Source organism: Campylobacter lari subsp. lari (genome assembly GCF_013372185.1).
In the GTDB taxonomy this organism is placed as follows: Bacteria; Campylobacterota; Campylobacteria; order Campylobacterales; family Campylobacteraceae; genus Campylobacter_D; species Campylobacter_D lari.
In genome coordinates this window covers 218,627-233,746 of sequence record NZ_CP053830.1, presented here as the reverse complement: position 1 = coordinate 233,746, position 15,120 = coordinate 218,627, and the positions used below count along the sequence as shown (strand labels likewise).

Sequence of the window (15,120 nt, the reverse complement as noted above, 5' to 3'; positions counted from 1 at the left end):
CATGCATCATAAAAGAAAAAATATCTATAAGGGAAGAAAATTTGAAAGCTCTATGCTTTTAATTGTATTAGCATTTTGTTCTTATGCTGTATCTGAACTTGCAATTTTTAAAAGTTTTGGAATTTCAGCTTTAATTATAGCTGTATTGCTTGGAGCAATGATTGGAAATTTTGCTCATCAAAATACTACTTTACTTAAAAAAACAGGTGTTTTAAACATAGCTACAAAACAAGTTTTAAGACTTGGGATAATTCTTTATGGTTTTAGAATTACTTTTCATGATATAGAAAAAGTTGGATTTAATGGTATAAGCATAGCATTGATTATAGTTTTTTCAACCTTTTTCATAGGACTTTTGCTTGGAAAACTTTTTAAACTTGATCTTAAAGAAAGTATGCTTATAAGCAGTGGCTCAAGCATTTGTGGCGCAGCTGCTGTTATGGCTAGTGAAAGTATAGTAAAAGGTGGGCCTGATAGAGTTGGTGTTGCTATTTGTACCGTTGTTGTTTTTGGGACTTTGGGAATGTTTTTATTTCCAATTGCATGGAATTTAGGATGGTTTAACTTTTTTGATATAAATCAAATGGGTTATTTCATGGGAGCTACTTTACATGAGGTTGCACATGCTGTTGCAGCAGGTGAGGCTATACAGGCTGGAGATAGCGCTGTGATTGAAAAAATGATTAGAGTTTTAATGCTTGTGCCATTTTTGATTTTCCTTGCATTTTTTTCATTAAAATTTTTAAGTAAAAATGGAGAAAAAGTAGCTATAAAAGATAATATTCCTTATTTTGCATTATGGTTTTTAGTAGCAAGTGGAATTAGTTCTTTAGATGTTTTAAATACTGAATTTGCATTAACTTATATAAAATCAAGCATTGCGACCTTAGATACACTTTTACTTTCTGTTGCTATGGTAGCTTTAGGGGTAAATATACACAAAAGTGTGATCTTAAAAGCCGGTATAAAACCATTTGCTATGGCTTTAATATTATTTGCATGGCTTATAGGATCAGGAATTTTTCTTGTAAAAGTATTAATGTAATTTCCTAGCATCAGGAAATTACACTTTCTTAAATTCTTTTTTTAACTTCCTAATCTCAAATATCTGTAATAATCAAATCTGCTTCATTTATACTCTTTTGATTTCTTTTTCTTTTTAATTCATATAAATTTTTGTATAGAATTAGTGGATCCTAAAGCCAAATTTGTCAAATTTACATTTTCTTGTCTTAGTCCTTTTTGTAAGCCATTAACCATGACAGAATTACTACCACCAAGCAAAACAACATTATATTTTTTCATTATTTATCAGCCTATATCTATTTTGTATATTTTTACTATATCAAATCTATATTAATTTTCCTATTAAATTTATAATATGTTTCATAATGAAACATATTATAGTATTTTATAGTTTTTTATTAATTTAATATTTATTTTTTAATACTTTATATTTAAATAATATTATAATTATATTGAAACAAATACAAAAAGGAGCGAACATGTTTACGCCTAAAACAAAATGTGAATTAGTTGCTCTTGTTAGAGAAGAGCTTATTGCCTTAGATGAAATTGATGTAAGCTTAATTACGGATATGTCTTATTTATTCTACTATTCTACCAGAACTAACTTTGATGGTATAGAAAAATGGGATGTGTCAAATGTTAAAAATATGTCTTATATGTTTTATTGCTGCAAAAGTTTTAATCATGATATTTCTAAGTGGAATGTTAAAAATGTTGAAAACATGGAGGGGATGTTTTTTGATTGTGAATCTTTTGATCAAGACTTATCTTCTTGGAATATGTCAAATGTTAAAGATACTAAATATATGTTTTGCAATTGTCTTAAATTTAACCATAAAGTAGAAAATTGGGATGTGCATAATGCCATTACAATGGCACATATGTTTGAAAACTGTAAACAATTTGATCAAGATTTATCAAGATGGGATGTACACAATGCTAAAACAATGGCATTTTTATTGCATAATTGTACTAATTTTCACTATGATGTTAAAAAATTAGATATTAATAAAAATTGCAATGTCCAAAAAATACTAGGACACAAAGAAATACAAAATAAATATGCTATAAAACATTAGAATACAAGGTAAGCTATTGCTTACCTGCTTGGTTAATCCAAAGCCCCATAGCAATCACAACAATAACCTGCCCTAAAAATCCTTGAAATACACTAAATAATCTTAGCAAAGAACTAACAGGCGTTACATCACCAAAGCCTATGGTAAGCATAGTAACCCCACTAAAATAATAACAATCAACCAAGCCTTTTATTCTATTTTGAATTTGAGGTTTTAACTCATCATCCAAAGACCAAAAATTATGAATTCCTCTTATAGGAGTTTGAAACTGCACTTCTATAACTTTTTCTTGTAAATTTATAATGTCTTGACTTTTATTTTTTTGAGTAGCAATTAACATTCTATTGTAATTATCTACATCACAAGAAAAATAATACAAATTCCCATACGCAAACCATATCAAAACATAAGCGTATAAAATAATAAAAAATTTTTCTTTAATATTAATCTTTCCACTAAAAGCAGCCCAAATACTAATAAGCAAAAAAACCATCAATGCTACAGCCACCATAATAGGAATAATATTTAAAGTTAAAAGTAAAATTTCAGAAGTGATTTTACCTGTTGCATAAATAGCAAGCTCATCAAATAAAAAACTACAAAACAAAGGCACCATAGCAAGCAAAGTCCAAATAAAAAGAAATTGTTTGGTGCTTTTGTGATAAATACTAATATAATGATTTAAAAGTCTATGATATAGCATTAGCGAATCAACAATAAAGGTTTTTTGGCCTTGGTTAAAATATCATTTGTCAAACTACCAAATAAAATACTTTTTAACCAGTGATGTGAATAAGCTCCCATGATCAATAAATCTATATCATTTTGCTCACCAAAATCAAACAAAGCCTGAGTAATCTCTCCATTTAAATGCTGAGTTTGCACATTTAAATTTGCTTCTTTAAAAATTTGACTTACTTGAGCCAACAACTCACAAGAAGCTTTTTTATCTTTAGATATATTTACTACATAACGCTTTGCTTCTTTAAAAATAGGTCTTTTGATAGCTTGCTCTATAGCCTTTTTAGCCAAATTACTCCCATCATAAGCCATCATCACACTTTTAATCTCTTTAAATGCAGAATTTACAAGCAAAATAGGCACATTTAAAGCTCTTACTAATTCTTCTGTATGAATGCCTATTTTATTTTTCTTACCTCCACCTTTTAAACCTGCTATGGCTAATCTTATTTGATCATTGTATTCTTTTAAAACCTCTTCTAAATCTCCATCTCTTTGCACGCTAAAGCATTCTTTTACGCCTTGTTCTTTTGCATAAGCGCAAAATTCTTTTAAAATTCTTTGCCCTTTTTTGTAAAGATTTTCATTTTTTTGGCTTTGTTCTTCTACTAAATCTTCAATCACACACCCATTAGCACCTATGCCAAAACTACAAGCTAATTCAGCATTAGTAAAATTTGGTTCTATAGTGTATAAAAACATTAAAGGCAAATCTAGCTTTTTAGCTAAATACACCCCATAATGCAAACTTTCCTTACAAGGCTCTAAAACATCCACACAAACTAGAATTTTTTCCATTTAATATCCTTTTTGTAATACTAATCTTGTGCTTTTTGCGCTATTAAAACACCTTCTATCATTTTTTTAATATCTCCATCTAAGATATTATCAACTTGAGAAAATGCTTCATTTGAGCGTGTATCTTTGACTTGTTGATAAGGAAAAAGCACATAAGATCTTATTTGATGACCCCAGCCTATCTCACTTTTTTCACTTGAATTTGCTTCATCTTGTTGCTTCATGAGCTCAAGTTCATAAAGGCGTGATTTTAGCATTTTAAAAGCTGTGGCTTTATTTTTGTGTTGGCTTCTATCATTTTGACATTGTACTACTATACCACTTGGCATGTGAGTTATACGCACTGCTGATTCTGTTTTATTAACATGCTGCCCACCAGCCCCACTAGCTCTATAATAATCAATTCTTATATCTTTATCTTCAATTTCTATTTCTATATCATCATCTAATTCTGGTGATACCATAACACTTGAAAAGCTAGTATGACGACGCCCAGCACTGTCAAAAGGAGAAGTTCTAACAAGGCGGTGAATTCCATTTTCAGCCTTTAAATACCCATAAGCATTTTCACCTTTTACCAAAAAGCTCACATCCTTAAGCCCTGCTTCTTCGCCTTCTTGAAAATCAAGCGTTTCTACCTTAAAGCCTTCTCTTTCGCAAAATCTCAAATACATCCTATAAAGCATACTAGCCCAATCATTACTCTCAGTCCCACCAGCTCCAGGGTGAATTGAAACTATAGCATTTTTACCATCATTTTCCCCGCTTAAAAGCATAGAAATTTCAAGACTTACTATAAGATCTTCTAAATTTGGAGCATCGTCAAATAAAGCTTGTATAGTGTCTAAATCATTTTCGCTATTTGCTAGATCAAAAAGCTCGCTAGCATCATTTAAAGCATTATTTGCATTTTCATAATTTTTAAGTAAATTTGAAATTTTAGTTTTTTCTTTACCTATAACGCCTGCTTGTTTTACATCACTCCAAAAAGAAGGGGAATTTTCTAAATTTTCTATTTCTTTTAATCTTGCTTTTATCTCTTCAGGCTTAATGATAGAAGCGATATTTCCAACTTTGTTTTTTAATTTTTTTAAAAGTTCGCTGTATTCGTAATTATCCATAAAAATTTTCTTTCTAATTTTGATATAATTTAATCTTATAATTTTAGCAAAAAATAAAACATTTAAAGTGAGAAATATGCCAAAACTTTTTTTAATGTCTTTAGGTTGTAATAAAAATTTAGTTGATAGTGAAATCATGCTTGGAAGATTAAGTGATTATGAAATTTGTGATGAGCCAAGCTTAGCTGATGTTTTGATTGTAAATACCTGTGGTTTTATAGATAGTGCTAAAAAAGAAAGCATAAATGCGATTTTAGATTTACACGAGCAAAGAAAAAAGGACTCGTTGCTGGTTGTAACAGGATGTTTAATGCAGCGCTACCGCGAAGAATTGATGAAAGAATTGCCTGAAGTTGATTTATTTAGTGGTGTGGGTGATTATGAAAAAATTGATGAAATGATACTTAAAAAAACTAATCTATTTTCAAATTCTACTTACTTACAAGATAAAAATACCAATCGTGTGATCACAGGATCAAACTATCATGCTTTTATCAAAATAGCTGAAGGGTGCAATCAAAAATGTTCATTTTGCGCTATACCAAGTTTTAAAGGCAAACTTAAATCAAGAAGCTTAGAAAGTATTATAAATGAAGTAAAAGAACTTGTTAAAAAAGGCTATAAAGACTTTTCTTTTATTGCTCAAGATACAAGCTCGTATTTGTTTGATCAAGGTCAAAAAGATGGACTTTTAAAGCTTATTGAAGCTATAGAAAATATCCAAGGTGTAAAGGCTGCTAGAATTTTATATCTATATCCAACAAGCATTAGTAAAGAAGTGATAGAAAAAATCATTCAGTCAAAAGTTTTTGTTAATTATTTTGATATGCCTTTACAACACATCAGTGATAATATGCTTAAAATCATGAAACGCGGAGCTAACAAAGCAAAATTAATCGAACTTTTAAATTTAATGAAACAAGCTCCAAATTCATTTTTACGCACAGGTTTTATAGTAGGACACCCTGGAGAGAGTGATGAGGATTTTGAAGAATTATGCACTTTTATAAAAGAATTTGATTTTGATAGAATTAGTGTTTTTGCTTATTCCAAAGAAGAAGATACTGCAGCTTTTGAAATGGAACAAATTCCTAGTAAAATCATCAATGCAAGATTAAAAGTAATAGAAAAAATCGTTGATGATTGCATAGAAAAAAGCTTTAATCAACAAGTTGGTAAAAAGACTTTAGCATTTTGTGAAGGTCAAAGCTCTGAAGGAGAATTTTTCATCGGTGTAAAAGATTTGCGTTGGGATAGAAATATTGATGGAGAAATTCTCATCAATGAAAGTGATTGTGGAAATTTAGAAATGGGCGAGCTTTATGAGTGTGAAATCACGCAGAGCTTAGATAAAAAACTCATTGCAAAAGCCTTAAGAAAGTTTGATGATTGATAGCAAATATTTAAATCATTTAAAGCAAGGGAAAAATCTTTTAGCATTTTCTCACGGGAGTGATTCTAGTGCTTTATTTTTCATGCTTTTAGAAAAAAATATAGATTTTGATCTTGCTTTTATAAACTACAAAACTCGCAAAAATAGCGATAAAGAAGAGCAAAGTGCTAAAGAATTAGCCAAGCGTTTTCATAAAAAAATTTACATCAAAACCGCACCCAAGATAACAAAAAATTTCGAAGCTTGTGCAAGAGCTTTGCGTTATGAATTTTTTGAAGAACTTTGCAAAAATCACTCTTATGATAATCTTTTACTAGCTCATCATTTAAATGATAAACTAGAATGGTTTTTAATGCAATTTTCCAAAGGCGCAGGACTTAGAGAATTACTTGGTTTTAAAGATATTGAAAAAAGAAAATATTTTACTATCATAAGACCCTTGCTTGAAATTCCAAAAGAAGAAATTTCAAACTACCTAAAAGACAACAATATCGCTTATTTTCATGATGAGAGTAATGATGATGAAAAATATTTTAGAAATTTCATACGCAAAAATTTTGCCAATGAGTTTTTAAAGCTTTATCCAAATGGAGTAAAAAAGAGCTTTAAATACCTAGAAAAAGACTTAAAAGAAGAAAATATTTGTGAATTTAAAAATATTTACATTACTCATAAAGATGAAAGTTTAATCGCAAAATGCTTTAAAAAACTTGGAATACTTTTAAGCGCTAAACAAAGGCAAGAAGCTTTAAAGGGCGATGGGGTGATTTCGCATAAAATTGGCATTGTTTATATGCAAGAAAAAGCTTTGATTTTTCCTTTTGTATGTTGTGAAAAAATCCCTAAAGAATTTAAAGAAGAATATAGGATAAATAAAATTCCAAAACTCTTGAGGGCTTATTTATACACAAATAATATCAACACAAAAGAGTTTATACAAGCTCTTTTATGATATCTTCAAAAAGCTCTTTTACTCTTAATTCCAAAAAGTTTTTAAATTGCTCGCTTGTAGCTTCTGTGCGCATGATAAGATAAGGGCTTGTATTAGAAGCACGCAAAAGTGCCCAGCCATCTTCAAAAATAATTCTTACCCCATCAATTTCATTACACTCAAGCACATTTTCAAAAGCATTTGCTTTAACTTTTTCTTTAAATTTTTCTATGATTTTAAATTTATTTTCTTCGCTCACTTTAAGCTTAATCTCTTCACTTGCATAAAGCCTTGGTAATTCATCAACCAAGGCTTTAAGATCATAATTTTTTGCCAAAAGCTCTAAGGTTCTTAAAAATGCATAAATTCCATCATCATAGCCAAAATATCTATCTTTAAAGAAAATATGCCCACTAAGCTCTGCAGCTAAATCGATATTATGTTCTTTCATCATTGTTTTTATATTTGAATGCCCTGTTTTACCCATCATGATAAAACCAAATTTAGCTACCTCATCAAAAAGATTTTTAGAGCATTTTACCTCACCTAAAACTCTAGGATTTTTTATATTTTTAGCAAATAAATAACAAAGCTCATCGCCTTTAAATACATAATCTTTACTTGCAACCACTAAACGATCCCCATCTCCATCAAAAGCAAAACCCATCTTGGCATTTTCATCTTTTTTTAAAGCATTTTGAAGGGCATGCAAATTTTCAATTTCTGTTGGATCGGGTGCGTGATTTGGAAAATTTCCATCAGGATTTTCAAATAAAATTTGTGCATTAAGATTTAATTTTTCCACCAAAGGCTTTATAATCACCCCAGTAGCACCATTTGCACAATCAATAATGATTTTTTCTTTATAGTTTTTAAGATGTGAAAAATGTTTAGCTAAAAACTCTATATATAAGCTTTTAATATCATAATTTTCACATCTTAAATCATCTTCAATATTTAAATTTAAGTACTCTTGCACTTTTAAAGATAATTTTTTCAAATCAGCGCCAAAAAAGCTTTCTTTATTAATTGTAATTTTAAAGCCGTTGTATTCTTTTGGATTGTGCGAGCCTGTTATCATGATATTTGCATCAAAAATATCATCAAAAAACAAACTAAAATATCCCATAGGAGTTGGCCCTAAGCCTATATTAAAAACTTGTAGATTAGCCTTATTTAAACCACTTATTAAATAATTAAAAAGCTCATTTGCACTATATCTTGCATCATAACCTATACTTACTTTTTCACAACCTCTTGTCTTCATTTCTAAGCCCAAAGCATAGCCTATAGCTTTTACACTTTTTTCATTTAACTCACTTGGGTAAAGTCCTCTTATATCATACTCTCTAAAAATCAAATCTAACATTTTAATCCCTTTGTTTTCTAAGCTCTAATTTAGCTTGTTTTAAACTATCTTCAACATTTTCATTTTTACTTGATAAGCAAAGCTTAATCTCTAATTTTGCACTTTGTTCTTTAAATTCAAAAGTGTATTTTTGCATAAAATTTTCAAGCATTTGAAGCTTGCTTTGCACAAAAGCAATATTTTCATTTTCAAATATAATAATAAAATAATCCTTATCATCTTTAAAAACCCTAGCGTGCAAAGCTTTTTTCAAAATCCTAGCAAATTCATGCATTATAAACTCGCCCATTTTTGAGCCTTTTTGATGATAAATTTCATTGATGTTTTTAACTTCCACTAATGCTAAATGAAAATTTTCAAGGCCTTGAGTATATCTTCTTAAGGCTTTTAAATTCGGCAAATTAGTTAAAGTGTCAAAAAAGGCTATTTTATAAGCTTTATACGCTAAAAATCCTATTAAAACTAAAGAAGCAAATTCATAATAACCCAAATCAACACTATTATAAAATAAAAACTGCACACTCAAGCCCATATAAGCTAGTAAAAAATGAAAATCATTGTTTTTAAAATACGAAAATAATAAAAATATCATTCCCGCCCAAAACACACAAAAACTTAACTCACTAATAGGCTTAAAAAATTGCGTTGAAAGACCAAAAATCTCACTTGTAATGCTTGCATTAAAATTAGTACTTGTGCTAAGTATTAACGCTACAAAACCCATAAAGGCTAAATACGCAAATTTAATAAAATTAATTCTTTCAAAAACAAGTTTGCTATCTTGCAAAAACACAAAAAGCACAAAAGAAAAAGGCAAAAACACCGAAATAAACAAATGCGCTTGATACTCACTTGCTACTAAAGATAAAGCCCTAGCACATAAAATTAACAAAAGTAAGAAAAAAATCTTATTTTGCTTAAAAAAATAAGCTAAAAATAAAGCTAAGATATTAAAAACTAAAGTCATACTAGGCAATGTTTTTAACAATAAATACGAAAAATCCAAAATAATAAACCTTTTTTTGTTAAAATTATAGCAAAAATATTTTAAGGATATTAATGGTAGAAGTAAAAAATCTCACTATGCGTTTTGCAAACCAACTTTTATTTGAAGATGTAAATTTAAAATTAAACCGTGGTGAAAGATATGGACTTATAGGCGCAAATGGCGCAGGAAAATCAACCTTTTTAAAAATTCTCTCAGGCCAAATAGAATCAAGCAGTGGAGAAATTTGCATAGATCCAAATTTAAAAATCGCAGTGTTAGGACAAGATCAATTTGCTTTTGAAAACTACACCATTAAAGATGCAGTAATGTGTGCAAATAAAAGATTATATGATGCACTAAAAGAAAAAGAAAAACTTTATATGAGTGAAGAATTTACCGATGAAATCAATGATAGATTAAGCGAGCTTGAAATCATAACAGCAGAAGAGGATCCAAACTATGATTGTGAGCTTAGATGTGAAAAAATTCTTAGCTCTTTAAATATAAAAGATTTTAATGCTCTCATGAGTACTTTACAAAGTGCGGATAAATTTAAAGTTTTATTAGCACAAGTGTTATTTTTAGGTGCTGATGTGTTATTTTTAGATGAGCCTACAAACAACCTTGACTTAGAAGCTATTTCTTGGCTTGAAAATGAGCTTTTAAGACATGAGGGAACTTTAGTAGTAATTAGCCATGATAGACATTTTCTAAATAAAGTTTGTACAAGAATTTTAGATGTGGATTTTAAACAAATACGCGATTTTGCTGGAAATTATGATGATTGGTACATGGCTTCAACCTTGCTTGCTAAACAAGCTGAACTCAAACGCGATAAAACCTTAAAAGAAAGAGAAGAATTAGAAAATTTCATACGCCGTTTTAGCGCTAATGCTTCAAAAGCCAAACAAGCTACAAGTAGAACCAAAGCTTTAGAAAAACTTGAACTTGAAGAGATTAAAACCTCAAGCAGGCGTGATCCTAGCATAGTTTTTAGAACAAATAGAGAAATAGGAAATGAAGTTTTAGAATTAAAAGGTATTAGCAAGGCTTATGATAAAACTTTATTTGAAAATTTAGAATTAAAATTAGAAAAAGGTGATAAAATAGCCTTAATTGGAGCAAATGGTGCTGGAAAAAGCACTTTGGCTAAAATCATCGCATCAAAATTAGAACCCGATAGTGGCCACATCCACCTTGGTGCTACCATAGAAATGGGATATTTTTCACAAGATACAACGAATTTAATCAATGAAAATTTGAAACTTTATGAATGGCTAATGAGTGAAAAATTCAAAGATTTGGATGAAATTCGCAAATGTCTTGGTAGAATGCTCTTTAGCGGAAGCGATCAAGAAAAAATGGCTTCTAGTTTAAGTGGGGGTGAAAAACACCGCTTAATGCTTTCAAAATTAATGTTAGAACGCGGAAATTTCTTGCTTTTAGATGAACCGGATAATCATTTAGACCTTGAAAGTATCATTGCATTAGGTGAAGCCTTGTATAATTTCAAAGGTTGTGTAATATGCATAAGCCACGATAGAGAGTTAATTAGCGCTTTTGCTAATCGTATATGGTTTTTAGAAGATGGGAAATTAACAGACTTTAAAGGAAGTTATGACGAATTTTTAGGAGGTTTAGAATGAATTCGTTTAAGATAAAATATGCAGCTGGTTTTGGACATTTTACTCAAAATCACAGAGGCTTTGGCCCAACTATTTATGTAGAAGAAAGTATTGATTTTCAAAGTGAAAAAGATTATTTTGACTATGTTGAATTTTATGAAAAATTCAGCAAAGAAGATGATACTTATTTTCATATTTCATTTTTAGAAGATCGCCCTTTAACTTCTCAAGAATTAGAAAGTAGAAATGATTATAGAAAGCTAAGAGATGAGCGCTGTAATAAAGCTAGAGAAGAGTTTATCAAAAACAATGAAATAGAAGCTGAATACTACCCAACTCATGGTGATTAAGGAATGATTTTTGCTTGTTTTCTCCTTGTAATATTTTGAAAGGAGAAAACATGCAAGTTAACCATGATAGTTTATCGGTTAAAGAGTATGGATATGGTCAAAGTAGTGCTTATAAAAGTACTCAAGGAGCTAATGAAGACTTTATGTCTTTACTTAGTCAAAATAGTGGCGAAAATTTAAATGAGCAAAGCATAAAACTTGATGAGCTTTTTTCAAAAGCTATGAGCCAAGATCAATTTAGCACAGGAATTTTTAGTTCCAATATGTCAAATATTTATAATTATCGTTTTAGAGGACAAAACGAAACTCCTATGCAAGCTAATATGGAAGAAAAACAAGAACCACAAAAGGACATGGTAAAAGATCTTTTAAATTCTTTATAAAAATGAAGTAAGCAAATGCTTACTTCCAAATAAGTCCGCTAAATTCGAACTCTTTTGCAAATTTTTTAAATTCCTCTTCTTCTTTTGCATTAACGCTTAAAACTAGTTCAACATTTTCTTGAAATTTTTTTTCGTATGAAATGTTATTTTTATTTAAAAAATGCTCAAATCTTGCATAAAGATGAAAAGGAATGTTTAAATTTAAAATATTTTTAGCTTCAAATTCTAAAAGCGTTGCATTTAAAATAGCTTCATTGGTTGCATCGCTATAAGCTCTAACAAGCCCACCTGTGCCAAGTTTTATCCCACCAAAATAACGCACCACAATCACCGCACAATTAACCAGCAAAGCCCCTCTTAAGACATTCAAGCAAGGCATTGCCGAAGTTCCTTTTGGCTCCCCATCATCACTTTTATCTTCTATGATTTGATCAAATTCGTTTAAATACCTATAAGCATATACAAAATGCACGGCTTTTAAATGCTCATTTCTTAGCTTTTGCATTAAAGTTTGAAAATCTTCAAAAGGACATAAAAAAGACAAAAAAGTTGATTTTTTGATTTCTATTTTTGCTTGATAAATTTGATCAATGGTTTTCATATTTTCCTTAATTTAGCTATAATATGTAAATAAAATTATAATCAAAACAACTTATAAAAATTTAAGGATAAATTATGCTTCAAACTTGTATTTTTCCTGCAGCAGGCTATGGTACTAGATTTTTACCTGCTACAAAAACCCTACCTAAAGAAATGCTACCTATACTAACTAAACCTTTAATTCACTATGGTGTAGATGAGGCTTTAGAAGCTGGTATGGAAACTATGGGCTTTGTTACAGGGCGTGGGAAAAGAGCTTTGGAGGATTATTTTGATATTTCTTATGAGCTTGAGCATCAAATTGCGGGTACTAAAAAAGAATATCTTTTAAGTGAAATAAGAACACTCATAGATCGCTGCACTTTTACTTTTACAAGACAAAATGAAATGAAAGGCTTGGGAGATGCAGTTTTAAAAGCAAAACCTTTAGTGCAAGATGAAGCTTTTGGGGTAATTTTGGCAGATGATTTATGTGTAAATGAAGATGGGGTAAATGTTTTAGCTCAAATGGTAAAAATTTATGAAAAATACCGCTGCTCTGTTATAGCTGTAATGGAAGTTGAAGCTGATCAAGTCTCAAACTATGGGGTTATAGCTGGAAATGCTGTAGAAGAGGATTTAATCATGGTAAATTCTATGGTAGAAAAACCTGATCCAAAAGATGCTCCAAGCAACTTAGCCATCATAGGAAGATACATTCTAACACCTGATATTTTTGGCATTTTAGAAAATACCAAAGCAGGTAAAAATGGAGAAATTCAACTAACCGATGCATTGCTTTCACAAGCAACTAACAATATGGTTTTAGCTTATAAATTTAAAGGAAAAAGATTTGATTGTGGAAGCGTGGAAGGCTTTGTGGAAGCGACAAATTATTTTTATGAGAAAAGTAAAAATGCTAAATAATACTTTATTTTTTAAAACCCAAGATTTTAAAAAAATTACCGCTTATGCAAATAGAATGAATGATGAGCTAGAAAGTGGCGATATAGGATATTATCACTTAGTAGATACTAGCTTTGATTTAATCGAAGAAAGCAAAGAATTTATCGCAACTAAAACTCATATAGAAAATATCGTTTTAGTGGGTATGGGTGGATCAAGTTGTGGGGTTAAAGCTTTAAAAGAGCTTTTATTTGATCAAGTAGAAGAAAAAAAACTTTTTATTATTGACAATACCTCCTCACATACTTTTACCCAAACTATGCAAAAAATAAATCCCCAAAAAACACTTTTCATCATAGCAAGTAAATCAGGCACAACTATAGAGGTGATTTCTTTATTTAAACTCATCATTGCTCATTTTGATTTTAAAAATGAAAATTTGCATGAAAATTTTGTATTTATTACAGATTTAAATTCAAAACTTCATAAACTAGGAGAAGAATTAAATATAAAATGCTTTTTTATACCTCAAAATGTCGGAGGAAGATTTAGTGTTTTATCGGCTATTGGTATTGTTCCTTTGAGCTTTTGCGGGTATGACACCAAAGCCTTATTAGAAGGCGCAAAAGCTTGTTATGTGGATTTTTTTGAGAAAAAATGTGATCAAATTTTGCAAAAGGCTTATCATTATTGCACGCATAAAAGTGCGCATATTAATGTGCTTTTTTCATATGGTGATGCTTTTAAGGGCTTTAATGAATGGTACATTCAACTCATTGCTGAAAGTCTAGGTAAAAAACAGGGCTTCAAACGCATAGGTTTAACTCCTATTGCTTTAATTGGTGCTAGAGATCAGCATAGCTTTTTACAACTTATCATGGATGGACCCAAAGATAAAACTGTTACTTTTTTAAAAATCAAAGATAGTCAAAAATCTCCTAGCATCCCAAATATAAGCTTTAATCATTTGCAAAATTGTGATTTTACTAATGAGGTTAATTTACATGATCTTTTAAACGCTCAATGTGATGCAACCATGCATGCATTAATTGCTGAAAATTTAAGTGTTGATGTCATAGAACTTGAGAAATTAGATGCTTATCATTGTGGATATTTGATGTATTATTATGAGTTATTTACTTCTGCATGTGGCATTATGCTTGGAATTAATACTTATGATCAACCTGGTGTAGAAGTGGGAAAATTAATACTCAAAAATATGTTAAGTAAATAAATTTGCTTTATTGCAAAAAAAGAGTATAATGAAAATATAACAAATTATAACATCATAATTTATTAGATAATAATAATTATTATTTAAGAATTTTATGTTATAATTTTAAAAATAAAAAAGGAGATAACATGTCAGTAACAAAACAATTATTACAATTACAAGCGGATGCTCATAGTTTATGGATTAAATTTCATAATTATCACTGGAATGTAAAAGGTTTACAGTTTTTCTCAATTCATGAATACACAGAAAAAGCTTATGAAGAAATGGCAGAGTTATTTGATGATTGCGCTGAAAGAACTTTACAACTTGGAGAAAAAGCTATTGTTTGTTCAAAAACATTACTAGAAAATGCAAAAGCACCTAAGGCTCAAAAAGATTGCTTTACACCAGTAGAAGTTTTAGAGCTTATTAGAGAAGATTATAAATATCTTTTAGCTGAATTTAAAAAGCTAAATGAAGAAGCTGAAAAAGCAAGCGATACTACAACAGCAGCATTTGCTCAAGAAAATATTGCAAAATATGAAAAAGTTCTTTGGATGCTTAATTCAACTATCCAAAATACTTGCTCTTTATAAAAAGTAGGGAATTTCC

General features: G+C 29.7%; 17 protein-coding genes. 10 read left to right on the top strand and 7 right to left on the bottom strand.

Features of this window, described 5'->3' with window-relative positions; translation table 11 throughout:
* Position 1: 1 nt before the first annotated feature.
* On the top strand, positions 2-1,045 hold the full coding sequence (locus tag CLLT_RS01330; protein ID WP_081352018.1) for a YeiH family protein: 1,044 nt from the start codon (positions 2-4) through the stop codon (positions 1,043-1,045).
* Between the two features lie 119 nt (positions 1,046-1,164).
* Here the strand turns inward: CLLT_RS01330 and CLLT_RS01325 are convergent, their stop codons facing one another.
* Positions 1,165-1,305, bottom strand: a complete 141-nt coding sequence (locus CLLT_RS01325; protein WP_234944982.1) for a hypothetical protein — start codon at positions 1,303-1,305, stop codon at positions 1,165-1,167.
* Positions 1,306-1,505: 200 nt separating this feature from the next.
* On the opposite strand from CLLT_RS01325, the gene CLLT_RS01320 reads away from it, so the two are divergent.
* The gene (locus CLLT_RS01320; RefSeq protein ID WP_012661009.1) at positions 1,506-2,108 is read left to right on the top strand and encodes a BspA family leucine-rich repeat surface protein; all 603 of its coding nucleotides are present in this window, start codon (positions 1,506-1,508) and stop codon (positions 2,106-2,108) included.
* Positions 2,109-2,121: 13 nt separating this feature from the next.
* Here the strand turns inward: CLLT_RS01320 and CLLT_RS01315 are convergent, their stop codons facing one another.
* From CLLT_RS01315 to prfB, 3 genes are read right to left on the bottom strand one after another with little or no spacing between them, the layout of a single operon-like run.
* Entirely contained in the window at positions 2,122-2,811 is a 690-nt protein-coding gene (locus tag CLLT_RS01315) for a potassium channel family protein (protein ID WP_012661008.1), read from the bottom strand.
* Positions 2,811-3,647 (bottom strand): universal stress protein, encoded by an 837-nt coding sequence (locus CLLT_RS01310; protein ID WP_074692482.1) that lies wholly within the window; start codon positions 3,645-3,647, stop codon positions 2,811-2,813. The genes CLLT_RS01315 and CLLT_RS01310 overlap by 1 nt, the downstream gene beginning before the upstream one ends.
* Before the next feature lie 20 nt (positions 3,648-3,667).
* Positions 3,668-4,768, bottom strand: coding sequence for a peptide chain release factor 2 (prfB, locus tag CLLT_RS01305; protein ID WP_074692562.1), 1,101 nt, complete (start codon positions 4,766-4,768; stop codon positions 3,668-3,670).
* A 76-nt stretch (positions 4,769-4,844) separates the two neighbouring features.
* Between prfB and rimO the strand changes: the two genes are divergently transcribed.
* Positions 4,845-6,161, top strand: a complete 1,317-nt coding sequence (rimO, locus tag CLLT_RS01300) for a 30S ribosomal protein S12 methylthiotransferase RimO (protein ID WP_074692484.1) — start codon at positions 4,845-4,847, stop codon at positions 6,159-6,161.
* Positions 6,151-7,113: a tRNA lysidine(34) synthetase TilS gene (gene tilS / locus CLLT_RS01295; RefSeq protein ID WP_081352019.1), complete on the top strand. Its 963-nt coding sequence runs from the start codon at positions 6,151-6,153 to the stop codon at positions 7,111-7,113. Before rimO ends, tilS begins: the two co-directional genes overlap by 11 nt.
* Here the strand turns inward: tilS and CLLT_RS01290 are convergent.
* Entirely contained in the window at positions 7,094-8,461 is a 1,368-nt protein-coding gene (locus CLLT_RS01290; protein ID WP_074692487.1) for a phosphomannomutase/phosphoglucomutase, read from the bottom strand. The genes tilS and CLLT_RS01290 overlap by 20 nt on opposite strands.
* Position 8,462: 1 nt before the next feature.
* Positions 8,463-9,467: a diguanylate cyclase domain-containing protein gene (locus CLLT_RS01285; protein WP_070256208.1), complete on the bottom strand. Its 1,005-nt coding sequence runs from the start codon at positions 9,465-9,467 to the stop codon at positions 8,463-8,465.
* Positions 9,468-9,520: 53 nt separating this feature from the next.
* On the opposite strand from CLLT_RS01285, the gene CLLT_RS01280 reads away from it, so the two are divergent.
* The 3 genes from CLLT_RS01280 to CLLT_RS01270 are packed head-to-tail and all read left to right on the top strand — an operon-like array spanning position 9,521 to position 11,807.
* A complete protein-coding gene (locus CLLT_RS01280; protein WP_074692488.1) occupies positions 9,521-11,095 on the top strand; it encodes an ABC-F family ATP-binding cassette domain-containing protein in 1,575 nt (524 codons plus the stop codon).
* Entirely contained in the window at positions 11,092-11,424 is a 333-nt protein-coding gene (locus CLLT_RS01275; RefSeq protein WP_012661000.1) for a hypothetical protein, read from the top strand. The genes CLLT_RS01280 and CLLT_RS01275 overlap by 4 nt, the downstream gene beginning before the upstream one ends.
* Before the next feature lie 50 nt (positions 11,425-11,474).
* A complete protein-coding gene (locus tag CLLT_RS01270; RefSeq protein ID WP_012660999.1) occupies positions 11,475-11,807 on the top strand; it encodes a hypothetical protein in 333 nt (110 codons plus the stop codon).
* Between the two features lie 19 nt (positions 11,808-11,826).
* Here the strand turns inward: CLLT_RS01270 and CLLT_RS01265 are convergent, their stop codons facing one another.
* Complete coding sequence (locus CLLT_RS01265) at positions 11,827-12,408, bottom strand: IMPACT family protein (RefSeq protein WP_012660998.1); 582 nt, start codon at positions 12,406-12,408, stop codon at positions 11,827-11,829.
* 74 nt (positions 12,409-12,482) lie between these two features.
* On the opposite strand from CLLT_RS01265, the gene galU reads away from it, so the two are divergent.
* From galU to CLLT_RS01250, 3 genes are all read left to right on the top strand, one after another.
* A complete protein-coding gene (gene galU, locus CLLT_RS01260) occupies positions 12,483-13,313 on the top strand; it encodes a UTP--glucose-1-phosphate uridylyltransferase GalU (protein ID WP_039667975.1) in 831 nt (276 codons plus the stop codon).
* Positions 13,303-14,526, top strand: coding sequence for a glucose-6-phosphate isomerase (locus CLLT_RS01255; protein WP_012660996.1), 1,224 nt, complete (start codon positions 13,303-13,305; stop codon positions 14,524-14,526). Before galU ends, CLLT_RS01255 begins: the two co-directional genes overlap by 11 nt.
* 128 nt (positions 14,527-14,654) lie before the next feature.
* A complete protein-coding gene (locus CLLT_RS01250) occupies positions 14,655-15,104 on the top strand; it encodes a Dps family protein (protein ID WP_012660995.1) in 450 nt (149 codons plus the stop codon).
* Positions 15,105-15,120: the final 16 nt, after the last annotated feature.

Bases quoted from the DNA above. Each gene is read 5' to 3' on its own strand.
- CLLT_RS01330 (WP_081352018.1), top strand. From the start codon at position 2: ATGCATCATAAAAGAAAAAATATCTATAAGGGAAGAAAATTTGAAAGC.
- CLLT_RS01325 (WP_234944982.1), bottom strand. From the start codon at position 1,305: ATGAAAAAATATAATGTTGTTTTGCTTGGTGGTAGTAATTCTGTCATG.
- CLLT_RS01320 (WP_012661009.1), top strand. From the start codon at position 1,506: ATGTTTACGCCTAAAACAAAATGTGAATTAGTTGCTCTTGTTAGAGAA.
- CLLT_RS01315 (WP_012661008.1), bottom strand. From the start codon at position 2,811: ATGCTATATCATAGACTTTTAAATCATTATATTAGTATTTATCACAAA.
- CLLT_RS01310 (WP_074692482.1), bottom strand. From the start codon at position 3,647: ATGGAAAAAATTCTAGTTTGTGTGGATGTTTTAGAGCCTTGTAAGGAA.
- prfB (WP_074692562.1), bottom strand. From the start codon at position 4,768: ATGGATAATTACGAATACAGCGAACTTTTAAAAAAATTAAAAAACAAA.
- rimO (WP_074692484.1), top strand. From the start codon at position 4,845: ATGCCAAAACTTTTTTTAATGTCTTTAGGTTGTAATAAAAATTTAGTT.
- CLLT_RS01290 (WP_074692487.1), bottom strand. From the start codon at position 8,461: ATGTTAGATTTGATTTTTAGAGAGTATGATATAAGAGGACTTTACCCA.
- CLLT_RS01280 (WP_074692488.1), top strand. From the start codon at position 9,521: ATGGTAGAAGTAAAAAATCTCACTATGCGTTTTGCAAACCAACTTTTA.
- CLLT_RS01275 (WP_012661000.1), top strand. From the start codon at position 11,092: ATGAATTCGTTTAAGATAAAATATGCAGCTGGTTTTGGACATTTTACT.
- CLLT_RS01270 (WP_012660999.1), top strand. From the start codon at position 11,475: ATGCAAGTTAACCATGATAGTTTATCGGTTAAAGAGTATGGATATGGT.
- CLLT_RS01265 (WP_012660998.1), bottom strand. From the start codon at position 12,408: ATGAAAACCATTGATCAAATTTATCAAGCAAAAATAGAAATCAAAAAA.
- galU (WP_039667975.1), top strand. From the start codon at position 12,483: ATGCTTCAAACTTGTATTTTTCCTGCAGCAGGCTATGGTACTAGATTT.
- CLLT_RS01255 (WP_012660996.1), top strand. From the start codon at position 13,303: ATGCTAAATAATACTTTATTTTTTAAAACCCAAGATTTTAAAAAAATT.
- CLLT_RS01250 (WP_012660995.1), top strand. From the start codon at position 14,655: ATGTCAGTAACAAAACAATTATTACAATTACAAGCGGATGCTCATAGT.